Source organism: Nostoc sp. DedSLP03 (assembly GCF_034530815.1).
Classification (GTDB): domain Bacteria; phylum Cyanobacteriota; class Cyanobacteriia; order Cyanobacteriales; family Nostocaceae; genus Nostoc.
On sequence record NZ_JAVRCK010000005.1, the window covers coordinates 127,962 to 141,514 of the forward strand.

A 13,553-nucleotide genomic window follows, 5' to 3' on the forward strand; every position below is an offset into this window, starting at 1 on the left:
AACTCCTTCCTTCTGCCTCCTGCCTCAAAACCCGCAACTTTGTACCTCATGTAAATGAAAACTGCTGTAGGTTTGGGAGTATGTATCTGTTGCATTCTTTTTTTAATTAGTATTACCTTTATTTTGTAACTTAAACTGTTAATATAACTCCTCGTTATGTTGCTTGATTGTACAAAACATATCGGCAATTACTTGGCTTTTTAGTATAAAATTTTGTATGTGTTGCCAAGTCACTTACTCAGCTAAATTATGCAGTTTACTTAACTCATCAAATCTTCATATATTTGAAGTGTAGTTTATCTTTTACAGTAAAAATAATGGGAATAATAGAATAAATCGGATTGAGTAAATTATTTAGCTATGAGCCAAATATGTCCTATCTCCAAAACCTGTGCTTGTCGCAATGTTGCACGCTGCCGGAATAAGGAAGCAGGTAGGCTCTTTCTCTGGTTCCCAGTTTCACATACCCTGATAAAAGTCACCTCTTATCTACAGCAGTTTTCTCTTAAGTATGAACTGATGCACGAGCGACCAGGTTTGAGTTTGGAGTGTAGACCTGGACAGTCTCTAGAAATTGCCCGTAACCTGGCCAAACTACTTGCACCAAGAGAATTAAAAGAGACGCAAGTCCTTTTCATACAAGGCACTTTCCAACCTCAACTCCATGATTTTAGTGACATAGCCTCATTACAACGCTTCATTAAGTTAAACCAATCCGATTGGTTGATTGATATGCTGGCAACAGAACGATTCACCAGTTACTTTCAACCAATTGTTTCAATTAACGATACATCGCAAATTTTTGGATATGAATCGCTCTTACGCGGCCTGGATGAACAAGGCAATTTAGTACTACCGACATCCATTCTGGAGTTAGCAACTGAAGCCGGACTTCTACCACAACTCGACCAAGTTGCTCGCCTCAGCACAATCACTCAATTCAGCCGCCATCAAGTAAATAGGCATATTTTCATCAATTTTGCACCAACGTCACTTTATGACCCAGCTTTTTGCCTACGTAGTACGGTAGAAGCTATTGATACTGCTGGAATTCCCCACGATCGCGTTGTTTTTGAAGTCGTGGAGTCAGACAATCCTCAAGATTTAGCTCACCTCAAAGCAGTGCTTCAATACTACCGCAATGCTGGGTTTTTAATCGCTCTTGACGATCTTGGTTCTGGTTATTCCAGCCTAAACTTGCTGCATCAGTTACGTCCAGATTTTATCAAGCTGGACATGGAGTTAATTCGAGATGTGCATCAAGACCTTTACAAAGCTTCGATTACCGAGAAGCTTCTAGAGATTACTCAAAAGTTAAATATTCAAACCGTTGCTGAAGGAATTGAGTGCATTGAGGAACTGAACTGGCTGCGAGAACGAGGTGCAAATTTTGCTCAAGGCTATTTGATTGCTAAACCCAGTGCAGCGCCTGTCACTACAACCCCTTACTTTGAGCAAATCGCATCATTAACTGTAGCATCAGCACACTCTCAGCAAGTTGAACAGCGTGTCCAACACCAAAGCGAGTCTGAGCGAATTGTTGCGGCTGTAACGCAGCGCATTCGCCAATCGTTGGAGTTAGACGAGATTTTACAAACCACGGTAGCCGAAGTGCGACAACTGTTTGAGGTAGATCGAGTGGTGATTTATCAGTTTAAGCCAGACTGGAGTGGATTAGTCGCTGTAGAATCCTTAGCAGAAGGGTGTATGTCGATTTTGAGATTTCATGTCATGGATACCTGCTTTCAATCCACGCGTGCGGCTTACTATCAACAAGGTAACACCAGAGCGATCGCAGACATTGAAACTGCGAGTTTATCACCGTGTCATGTTGACCTCCTTAGAAGTCTGCAAATCCGAGCAAACCTTGTCGTACCAATTTTGCAGCAAGGGTGTTTGTGGGGACTATTGATTGCTCACCAATGCCGTCATTCCAGACAATGGCAGCAATCAGAGATTAACTTGTTTAACCAGTTAGCGGGTCAAACTGCGATCGCTATTCAGCAATCAGAACTTTATCACCAATTACAACAAGCAAACCAAGAATTACAGCGCCTTGCCTGTTCTGATGGTCTAACCCAAGTGGCAAATCGCCGCTGCTTTGATGACACATTAAACACCCAGTGGCAATGGTTGGCACGAGAGCAAAGTTCGCTATCTTTGATTTTGTGTGATGTCGATTACTTTAAGCTTTACAACGATACGCATGGACATCTGGCAGGAGATGATGCACTTAGACAGGTTGCTAAGGCAATCTCTCAGACAGTTAAACACCCCGCTGATTTAGTGGCTCGTTATGGCGGAGAAGAGTTTGCAGTTATTTTGCCGAATACTGATATTGAAGGGGCCATTGCAGTTGCAAAAGATATTCAAATCAATGTTAGTGCATTACAAATGCCTCATCCCCGTTCTCAGGTAAGTGAATTCATTACCCTAAGTCTTGGTGTGGCAACCATCACTCCTCATAGCCAATTATCTCCTGCAACCTTAATTGCTGCTGCTGACCAAGGACTCTACCAGGCAAAAGCACAAGGGAGAAATTGCGTTGTGCAGATGGATTGTGAGAATGCTGATATTAAATAAGCTGATACCTTTGTAAGTTGTTCAGACAAAAATAATCATTTTAGCCATACTGTTAGAAAATAAAGCTCCAAACTTACTTTTTGTCTATTGTTTAAAAGTTGGTTGAGATTTTTCTTGATCGGAGTGATGGCAATACTGCTCGGTTTTTGGATTTTTAACTCGGAATTGGATTTGGGGAAAAGGTTACTGGGTTTAGGTTAAAGGTTTTTTCTTTCCCTTTTTCCCCAAAACCCGACAAGTATTGAGAGTGATGGAAGAGTGTTAAGTAAAGCAGCATAAATAATTAAAGGTTTGTAGTCAAAACTTTAACCGTTACTTGAGTGGTAAAGTTTTTACTACAAACTAATCTCAAAATTTTTTACATTATTTAATTTACTTCGATTTATTCTCATTTACTTAAAGTAGGTGAAGATAAAACGAAAAGTGAACATGTGAATAAAATATTAATGGCTTGACAAGTTGTGATTATATGAAATAATCATCTATGTATAGAAAAACTTGATGCTTTCAATAGATTTTAATATACAAATGTTAAATTCATTCAGTTTTATATTTATATATGAATGTATTAATTATTTTGGCTGAAGTCAGCCTGATAATCTTTGTTTTTTTATTACTGAACTGGGTTTTTAGCAAATTATTCAAGCTATTTACTAAAACCTTTATACCTAATAGCGACAATAGAAGTATCAAAACCCTCCGCCGAAATATCACAGGGTTATTGTTACTTGCTTGCGTGGTGTCGTGCATTTTGATTGTGGGTGCTAATGGTTATCTAGTTTATCGGGGCGAAAACCTTCAGCAATACACACTCTTGTTGATTGAGCGTATCCCATCAGGATTTTGGGTGACACTAGGAATTGGCATAGCTCAGAGTATTGGCACTTTGATTTTAGCGGCGATCGCTCTGAAATTTCTCAAATATTGGCTGAAGGTAGCCAGCACTCGCGCCAAGAATTTAGAAAAAAATACTGCTGACGATGAAAGTATTGATGCTTTCTTTAAGGCCTTCTATGACAGAATCAGCGGTGGAATCTGGCTTTGGGCTACCATCTTGTGTGCCCAGTTTCTCAAATTACCAACTACGGTTTCGGAATATTTGTATATCGCCCTGCGAATTTATCTAATCATTGCCGTTGGCTTGCTTATACTCAAAGCAGTCGCTGCGATCGTTGATAGTCTAGATGCTCTCAGCATCAGATACTCCAATCCTGATAACCTGCTCAGATTCTACGATCGCCTCCGACACCTAATACCCTTTTTAAAGCGCTGCTTGGAATTTGTGATTTATGTCTGCATGGCAACATTAGTGATTCAACAGGTGCAGTTTATTGCCAATGTCGCAACTTTTGGCCCGCGAATTATCAAGATAATCGGTATCATCTTCATTAGTCGCGTGTTATTTGAGGTAGTTTACTTACTTATTGAAGAGGTGCTGTTCAAAGAGCAGAATCTAACTGATATTCAAAGAAGTAGACGCCTAACGCTCGTTCCTCTGTTTCGTAGTTTCTTACAATACTTAATTTACTTTGGTGCTACAGTTTTCATTCTCTATGCCCTGAATATCGATCCAACTCCCATACTTGCGGGTGCTGGTATTGTCGGCATCGCTGTAGGTTTAGGGGCACAAACACTAATTAACGATATTGTCTGCGGCTTTTTTATTCTATTTGAAAACTACTACTTAGTAGGTGACTATATTGAAGCTGGAAAAGTCGAAGAGAAAGTTGTCGAAGGTATTGTCGAGGCGATTGAACTCAGAACCACTCGTGTCAGACATCCTAATGGTCAATTGCAGATTATTCGCAATGGCGATATTGGCTCAATTACTAATTACTCCAAACAGTATATCTTTGCAGTAGTAGAAGTTGGCGTGCCTTATGATTCCAACTTAGCGCACGTATACAAAGTAATTGAGGAGGTGGGACAGCAGTTAAAAGCAGACAATCCAGATATACTTGAAGGCACACAGATAGATGGAGTCGAAAGTCTGGGAGAGTCTAATTTGTTGCTGCGGACTTTAACGAAAGTAAAACCAGGAAAACATCTTCAGATTCAGCGCGTTCTTCGGAAGATTTTTACGAATGCACTGCTGCGGGAAGGAATTACAATTCCCGTGCGCGCTGAAAGTGCCGAAGGTTAATTTGGCACTTTCTTTTAACAAGAAATGAAGGAAGGTGTAATTTAATTTAGGATTTTTCCTTCAATTGAACTATATATTACAATAAGTGTTATCTCAGTCTTGAGATAACACAATAAATTTGAAGCTTATCCCTCTTTTGTCACTCTGGGGAAATAAAAATTGGAGCTAAATGATGAAACCTAAATTTATTGGGAAGATTAGCGATCGCAAGCTAATAGAAACTTTCAAACAAGCTCTAATATTAAAATCCTATCTGGGCAAGGGTTACAAATTATTCTCTGCCGAAAGTGACAAAAGAGGGATTATTAAAAACGTGTTGATTTATACAAAAAACCAGTAGCGATTGTTATAGGCTTGAAAAGCCCTTTACTTTTATACTTTGGCGAAACTTCACTGCCAAAAAAGCACCAGAGCGATAGGAAATTATCTGTTACCAAATGCGATTGATACTTATCAAATGCAAATCCAGTTAAGTTGAACAGATTCTTGTCAGCAGAATAGGTGATTTCCTACGCTCTGTTTATTTCTTTTAATTATTTTAGCTCAATGCCTTTAAGCGATATCAATCCTATCTTAAATGCTTTGGCAGTTTGTGAACTTGCTAAAGATGTTATGAACAAAATATGGTTGTAAGTTGCTAAATTAGCTTCTTCATTTATTGATTAGGCAAAAAAGTTTTGTTAGCTGTAACGCGACGTTTAACCCGTTCCCAGTTCTGAGTAAAAATGTTAGATTCCTAACATCTTTACTCAGCATTACTACCCCAGTCTCTAGTCTCTAGTCCCCATCTAACCAATTAATTTCTGCCAACTAGCAGGGCCGATAATTCCATCAGCATCTAAACCATTTTGCTTTTGAAAGTTTTTGACTACAACCTCTGTTTGCGGCCCGTACACACCATCATTATCTACACCTAAACGGTATTGCAAGTATTTAACAACTGCATTACCAGCATGGTTTGGTCTAAGTATTCGTTTTGCCAAAATTTGATTTATGGCACTCCATGTATTTGTGTCAGCAATTCCAGTCGACTGAACCCCAACAATAGTCTGAAACTTTTCTACAGCAGATTTGGTGTTAGCCCCTGTGAAGCCATCTTCCACTAATGTTTTACCATTTTTATCAGTTATTTTTAGTCGATTTAAAGCTTTTTGCAATCTGAGAATCGTGGTATCTACATTATCTTCTTCATCTGGTACAGGGTTAACAGGAACACTTGGCACTTTACCAGTTAAGCCTTTGACAATTGCATTAGCCATTGCTTCAGGATTAAAAAGATTCATATCTTTTTGCGAATCGAGGAAGCAACATTCTATCAAGATAGCAGGCATATCTGTATTTTTCAGAACAAACAAGTGGGAACCACTCTTAACGCCACGATTAAAAAATCCTAACTTGATGATTTCATCTAATACAGGTTTAGCGATTTTTCTACCTGTATCGCTAGTTGCAAATACTTCTGTGCCATTAGCTTGCCCGTTAAAAGAGTTAAAATGAATCGAGACGTAAATATCTACTCTGCTTGCATTAGCTGTAGAACATCTTTTTGAGAGTGATTCACGTACTGTACTAGCACTACTTGGTTTACATACTACGACTTCATTTCCTAAAGCTCTTAATTTGGTTATAACTCTATTACCGACATCTAAAGTTAAATTATCCTCGATTTTAATTCCTCTAGCTCCTGTATCTGGTGGACAATTGTGCCCGCTATCGATTCCGAATTTCATTATTTCATCCTCAATTTAATTGTTTTTACACTAATTCAAAACTTTTCTAATTATATAGACAAAGTTTTGTTAATAACTTTGTAACAATACTTGTTAGCAATGGCTGCATTATTTTCAGCAGTCCTATGCTATTAAACCAAATAAGTTTTTGTGCGAACCTGAGCAGTAACTTTGATTTGGCAAAATCAATTAATTCCAAGCTATATTGTAACCAAAAACACAACTATTATAAGTTATCAATATCGAGAATAACCAGTAATATTTTGCAATAAATTGAAATCTAGTAATTACCTCCATTATTTAGATAATAACGCTTTGTAAAACTGGAAAGCCATGACAAAAGTACTTAGTTAAGATGCCCAAATCCTGAAACCGAACGCATTCCTTGATGTGATCTGGGTTTATAAGGCCGTAAACCCTTGACAGACTCTACCCTTGGCTTCTTGTTAACCCTGAGCAGCTTAACACATAATGCTTTACAGTATTAATGAATACGCGTTCGCCCTTGGCGTTGGCGTAGCCATCGCTTCTAGACATCTGTGCGAGATTTATCAAATAAACTGCTCAAGAAACGAGGCTCAACATGGGATCTTTAAATTTTGTGAAGCTACTGGAGAATTCCATCAATGAACCCGGCTTAGGGTGGACTCTTTGTTTTATAGGGGAAGATCAATCTAGCAAACTTGCAGAACTCACGCAAGAATTGAGAGGAGAATTTTCTGCAACAGGCGATGGAAAAGAGATTTTATCTGGTTTTTCCTATTGGGGAATCGGCCCAACCATCGCCTGGGATCGTGCTTGCAACGATCGCTTCTATCTTGTAATGAAAGAGAGTATAGAATCTTTTAGATATCGATGGCATCAAATTCATTCTAATAATATCAAAGATCGGCAATATCATTATGTAAGTTTAGGTGTCGGCACAGGTGAGAAAGACCAACACATTTTAAGTTTATTGTTCAACGTAAATCCCGATTTACTCTACTTTCCAGTTGATATGAGTTCGGAGATGTTAAGGCTAGGTGTGCAACAGGCAACGAGAGGCTCGCAATTACAAGGTAATCATGTATTGCCAATTCAAGTTGACTTCTCAATTGAGAGAAATGTTGACGAGTTACGAAAACTACTAGATAGAGTTATCAATAACAGTCCGGTGCTATTTTCGCTATTGGGGAACACATTAGCTAACTTTCAGCAAGACACAGAACTTTTGCGAACTCTTTCTAAACTAATGCGACCTGAAGATAGGCTACTCCTAGAAGTAGCGACTACCGAAGAATTAAGCGAAGACGCGGCACAAAATGCGGCGAAAGAATACGCAAAAACTAGATCGTTTAAAGAGTTTGTCACCAGTGCATTGCTGCAAAATACTGACTTACATATCGACTTAAATAGTGTGTTTTTTGATGGTGCCGTAGAAACTGATAGAGGAATTTTGATAAAAATCCTGTATCGTAACATAACTGGAAATAAGATTGAGGTCATGTTACCTGACCGATCGCTAATCAATTTTGAAGATCAAGATACGATTCGTTTATATCTGACTCGGAAATATACTTCTAATGGCATAGATCGAATTATATCAGACAGTAATCTGGTGCTTGTCGATAAGCTAAACAAAGTATTGGAACCGCGTTTAAAGAATGGATTTGGCATGGATTTAATCTTACTTGCCTCTGAGTCTTCAGGAATTAATAAGAATCCTTTTGTAGCAAATGATATATGGTCTAAAAGGTAAGATGTGATATGAGTATGAAAAACCTAGTGAGTTTTATCACGTTTTTCCCTCTACTTCTGGGATTTATTTTAGCCGCCGTCTGGTGGACTAGAGATGAAAAAAATTTGGAACCAATACTAACAGGTCTGGGATTATTAGCCACAGTTACCGGGATTTTTGGCGAACGATGGGCATCAGCTAACGAAAAGAAGATCGAATTTCTGCGTGCCTTACTGAATGAGTGCAGATCGAATGACGTAATTTTATCTGACGAACGATTTAATCCAAACTCACATAGACCAGGACGACCGATAGTTTTTCCGCGATTAATTATATCAGTTACCGAAACCGCGATCGCATCTAATGTCTTTGCAGAACGTCAAGATAGAGAGTTATTTTCGCTTATACATCAATGGCGACACACTGCCAATGAGTTTAACCGGAGATTAGATATTACCGAGTTGCGTACATTCACAAACTTGTCAGCACAAGAAATTCGTTTGCTATACGAAGCGCTACAGCAGTCAAAAGAGTTCAATGATGCACTGAATTTGACTCAACATATTACAAATTTTTTGCAATCAAAATATCCTAAAGGTAGTAGTGATAGTGAAGTCCTCATCCCTTCAAGGAACTACTGACCGGAATCTGTGGATAGATATTTAATAATCAGCCTGAAAGCACGTTTAAAATTTAAGTAAAGAAATATTTCGTAGCTTACAGGCATGAAACGCATCGTCTTGGTTGCTGGGTTTGAATCATTCAACGCTGACTTGTACAGAAAAGCAGCCTTTTTGGCTAACTCTCGCTGTCCTGAGTTGGATATTCGGGTATTTAGCGATCGCGATCTTACAACCAAACGCGCCGAGGTAGAAACAGCACTCGATGGCGCTGATGTGTTTTTCGGTAGCCTACTATTTGATTATGACCAAGTTGTGTGGTTGCGCGATCGCATTGCCCAAATTCCCATCCGCCTAGTTTTCGAGTCAGCCTTGGAATTGATAAGTTTAACCAAGGTGGGTGACTTTGCCATTGGCGACAAACCCAAAGGAATGCCCAAACCAGTTAAATTCATCCTCGACAAATTTAGCAACGGACGAGAAGAAGACAAACTCGCTGGTTACATCAGCTTCTTAAAAATTGGCCCCAAACTACTGAAATACGTGCCAGTGCAAAAAGTCCAAGACTTACGCAACTGGTTAATTATCTACGGTTACTGGAATGCTGGCGGCCCAGAAAACGTCGCTTCATTATTTTGGACACTGGCAGAAAAATACTTAGATTTAAAAGTCGGCGACATTCCCCCGCTAGTCGAAACCCCCAACATCGGATTACTCCACCCCGACTATCAAGGGTTTTTTGAATCACCCCGCGAGTATTTGGAATGGTATAAAACCCATTGTAGAGACGCGATTCATCGCGTCTCCCCTAACCACGTCTCCCCAGTTATCGGAATTCTCCTCTACCGCAAACACGTCATCACCAAACAACCATACATTCCCCAACTAATTCGCAGTTTTGAAAAAGCCGGTTTAACTCCTTTACCCATCTTCATCAACGGCGTAGAAGGACATGTGGCGGTACGAGATTTAATGACAACCGACTATGAAATTCAGCAACGGCAACTAGGTAATATAGAAACTCCCTCATTATCAAGTGAAGCAGTAAAAGTAGATGCGATCGTTTCCACAATTGGCTTTCCTCTGGTGGGTGGTCCGGCTGGTTCAATGGAAGCTGGCCGTCAAATAGAAGTAGCAAAACGCATCCTCACTGCCAAGAATGTACCTTATATTGTTGCTGCACCACTATTAATTCAAGATATTTCCTCGTGGACGCGCCAAGGTATCGGCGGATTGCAAAGTGTCGTATTGTACGCATTACCAGAATTAGATGGCGCTATTGATACCGTTCCCCTTGGTGGTTTGGTGGGTGAAAATATTTATTTGGTTCCCGAACGGGTGGAGCGATTAATTGGTAGGGTAAAAACTTGGGTGGCTTTGCGGCAAAAACCTGCATCGGAACGCAAAATTGCCGTTATATTATATGGATTTCCACCAGGTTATGGTGCTGTGGGCACAGCTGCATTATTAAATGTGCCGCGTAGTTTGCTGAAGTTTCTCCACGCACTCAAAGAACAAGGTTACACCGTCGGAGATTTACCAGAAGATGGCGAAGAATTGATTCGCTCTTTGAAAGAAGCGGATGAATCTTTTAACGATACAAAAATTCCTGCGTCTGTCAATGTTCGCACTCTAGAAAAATGGTTGGGATATCTGCAAACTTCCCGCATCGAAAAACAGTGGAAATCTCTGACGGAAACTGGTATTAAAACTTATGGCGATGAATTTCAAATTGGCGGCGTGCAATTAGGCAATGTGTGGATAGGTGTACAACCACCATTAGGGATACAAGGCGACCCGATGCGCTTAATGTTTGAACGAGATTTAACGCCTCATCCCCAATATGCTGCTTATTATAAATGGTTGCAAAATGAGTTTCAAGCTGATGTTATAGTTCACTTTGGAATGCATGGGACGGTGGAATGGTTGCCTGGTTCTCCGTTGGGTAATACTGGTTATTCTTGGTCGGATATTCTGTTAGGAAATTTGCCTAATCTATATATATATGCGGCGAATAATCCGTCGGAATCGATGTTAGCAAAACGTCGCGGTTATGGTGTGTTGATTTCTCATAATGTACCACCTTATGGACGTGCAGGTTTGTATAAGGAATTGGTGGCGTTGCGGGATTTGATTGCAGAGTATCGGGAAGATCCGCAAAAGAATTATGTTTTGAAGGAAGGGATTTGTAAAAAAATTGTGGATTCTGGTTTAGATGCTGATTGTCCGTTTGAGGATGCGAAACGCTTGGGAATCGCGTTTACTCCTGAAAATGTTCGGATGTTTAGCAATCATGCTTTTGATGATTATTTGGTGGAGTTGTATGAATATTTGCAGGTTTTAGAAAATCGATTGTTTTCTTCGGGGTTGCATACTTTGGGGGAAGCTCCGAATGAAGAGGAATTGGCTTCTTATTTGGAGGCATATTTTGGGGAAGAGGAAGGAAAAAACAAAGAAAGAGAAGACCAGGAAAAATTAATAAAAGATTTGTTGATGCAATCTACGGATGAGTTGACGAATTTGTTAAGGGGGTTGAATGGGGAGTATATTCCGCCTGCGCCTGGTGGGGATTTGTTGCGGGATGGGGCTGGTGTGTTACCGACGGGGAGAAATATTCATGCTTTAGATCCTTATCGGATGCCTTCACCTGCGGCGTATGAACGGGGACGGGAAATTGCTCAAAAAATTATCGCCCAGCATTTGGATGAACATGGGAAATATCCAGAAACGGTGGCGGTGATGCTTTGGGGATTGGATGCAATTAAAACTAAGGGTGAATCTTTGGGGATTTTGTTGGAATTGGTGGGGGCTGAACCTGTTAAGGAAGGAACTGGTAGAGTTGTTCGTTATGAATTGAAGCCGTTGGCGGAGGTTGGACATCCCCGCATTGATGTGTTGGGTAATTTGTCTGGGATTTTCCGGGATAGTTTTGTCAATATCATCGAATTGCTGGATGATTTATTTCAACGGGCGGCTGATGCTGATGAACTTGACGATCGCAATTTTATCAGGAAACACGCTTTAGCTTTAAAAGCCCAAGGTGTGGAAAATGCCTCGGCGAGATTGTTTTCTAACCCGGCGGGTGATTTTGGTTCTTTGGTAAACGATAGAGTGGTTGATGGTAACTGGGAATCTGGCGAGGAGTTAGGCAATACTTGGCAAAGTCGCAATGTATTCAGCTACGGCAGAGAAGATAAAGGTCAAGCTAGACCAGAAGTTTTGAATACTTTGTTAAAAACTAGCGATCGCATTGTTCAAGAAATCGATTCGGTAGAATATGGTTTAACTGATATTCAAGAATATTACGCTAATACTGGCGGTTTGAAAAAGGCAGCAGAAAAACAAGGCGGTAAGAAGGTGACAACCAGCTTTGTAGAAAGTTTCTCGAAGGATACTACACCCCGCAAGTTAGATGATTTGCTTAGAATGGAGTATCGCACCAAGTTAGTAAATCCCAAATGGGCACAAGCGATGGCGAATCAAGGTTCTGGTGGTGCGTTTGAAATTTCCCAACGGATGACGGCGTTGATTGGTTGGGGTGGTACTGCCGATTTTAGCGATGATTGGGTTTACGATCAAGCGGCTGATACTTATGCGTTAGACGCAGAGATGGCGGATAAATTACGTAAGGCAAATCCTGAAGCTTTTCGCAATATTTTAGGGAGAATGTTAGAGGCGCATGGGCGCGGTTTCTGGGAAGCTGATGATGATAAGTTAGATAAATTGCGGCAATTGTATGAGTTAACGGATGAAGAGTTGGAAGGTGTGACAGTTTAGAAGGTAGATGCGTTAAAAGTTCAAATAAAAATTATTGTAGAGACGGCGATTTATTGCGTCTTCACTTAACCGAACCGTATTGAAAGCGATGTCTACGACGGGCTACGCCTACGCTATTACGCTTGAAGCTGTAACAATTTAAACCTTTGCAGCTAAGATTACTTCATGTATAAGAAAGGCTTAAGTTTTTCTGGCAAATGTATAAGCCCTTGCTGGAAAGGCTTAATACTTTGCAACAAATGCTTTTCCATGTATAAGAAAGGCTTAAGTTTTTCTGGCAAATGTATAAGCCCTTGCTGCAATTGTTTAATGCTGTGCAACAAATGTTCTTCCATGTATAAGAAAGGCTTAAATCATTGCAGCAATTGTTGTAACGAAATTATGACTCTATTTAATACCGAAAATAGAATATAGTCTAAGTGAAATTAACTAAACTTTGAGAAATGTAATTGCAACTAATTTGCGATATTTTCCCATGACAATTAGAAACATTTTGGTATAAAACAGTACTAATAGCCTAGTAGCAGAGATGCATTATGGCACGTCGTAAAAGAAATTCCACCGCTTTAGAACGAGCCGATCGCCGGATTGAAAGTTTGCAATCTATTAATGTAAAACTTGACTTTGGTGAAGGATTGACTATACAAGCTTATACCACGACAATTAACGATCTCCGGTCTAAGCTTGCTGCCTACAACACTGCATTATCTACCATTGACAAACTTACAGATGAGGTGAATAACGCCGAAAAGGTTGTAATAGCGATGTCAGAAAAAATGTTATTAGGAGTTGGCAGCCGTTACGGTAAAACCAGCCGAGAATACGAGATGGCGGGTGGTGCTAGACGAGGTAATACCAAGAAGAAGCGAAGCGTACTAGACAATTCCAAACCCACCAATTCTTTAGCAGCCGATTCTGTGAAGCTTGCTTCTGCAAATGGATCTATGAATCGGGTGTAGGGTGCGATCGTCAGTTGAGTAAAA

Annotated in this window: 7 protein-coding genes; 6 read left to right on the plus strand and 1 reads right to left on the minus strand. The window is 40.0% G+C overall.

Features of this window, described 5'->3' with window-relative positions:
- Nucleotides 1-360 precede the first annotated feature (360 nt).
- The gene (locus tag RM368_RS04090; protein ID WP_322692864.1) at nucleotides 361-2,583 is read left to right on the plus strand and encodes an EAL domain-containing protein; all 2,223 of its coding nucleotides are present in this window, start codon (nucleotides 361-363) and stop codon (nucleotides 2,581-2,583) included.
- Between the two features lie 559 nt (nucleotides 2,584-3,142).
- The gene (locus RM368_RS04095; protein WP_322692865.1) at nucleotides 3,143-4,726 is read left to right on the plus strand and encodes a mechanosensitive ion channel family protein; all 1,584 of its coding nucleotides are present in this window, start codon (nucleotides 3,143-3,145) and stop codon (nucleotides 4,724-4,726) included.
- Nucleotides 4,727-5,514: 788 nt separating this feature from the next.
- On the opposite strand, the gene RM368_RS04100 is transcribed toward RM368_RS04095, so the two are convergent.
- Entirely contained in the window at nucleotides 5,515-6,456 is a 942-nt protein-coding gene (locus RM368_RS04100) for an N-acetylmuramoyl-L-alanine amidase (RefSeq protein WP_322692866.1), read from the minus strand.
- Between the two features lie 583 nt (nucleotides 6,457-7,039).
- Between RM368_RS04100 and RM368_RS04105 the strand changes: the two genes are divergently transcribed.
- The 4 genes from RM368_RS04105 to RM368_RS04120 all read left to right on the plus strand — a co-directional run bounded on the left by RM368_RS04105 (nucleotide 7,040) and on the right by RM368_RS04120 (nucleotide 13,529).
- Nucleotides 7,040-8,194: an L-histidine N(alpha)-methyltransferase gene (locus tag RM368_RS04105; RefSeq protein ID WP_322692867.1), complete on the plus strand. Its 1,155-nt coding sequence runs from the start codon at nucleotides 7,040-7,042 to the stop codon at nucleotides 8,192-8,194.
- A gap of 14 nt (nucleotides 8,195-8,208) precedes the next feature.
- Nucleotides 8,209-8,814 (plus strand): hypothetical protein, encoded by a 606-nt coding sequence (locus RM368_RS04110; RefSeq protein WP_322692868.1) that lies wholly within the window; start codon nucleotides 8,209-8,211, stop codon nucleotides 8,812-8,814.
- Between the two features lie 84 nt (nucleotides 8,815-8,898).
- Nucleotides 8,899-12,570, plus strand: coding sequence for a magnesium chelatase subunit H (gene bchH / locus RM368_RS04115; RefSeq protein ID WP_322692869.1), 3,672 nt, complete (start codon nucleotides 8,899-8,901; stop codon nucleotides 12,568-12,570).
- A 536-nt stretch (nucleotides 12,571-13,106) separates the two neighbouring features.
- Entirely contained in the window at nucleotides 13,107-13,529 is a 423-nt protein-coding gene (locus RM368_RS04120) for a hypothetical protein (RefSeq protein WP_322692870.1), read from the plus strand.
- The last annotated feature ends 24 nt before the right edge of the window (nucleotides 13,530-13,553 follow it).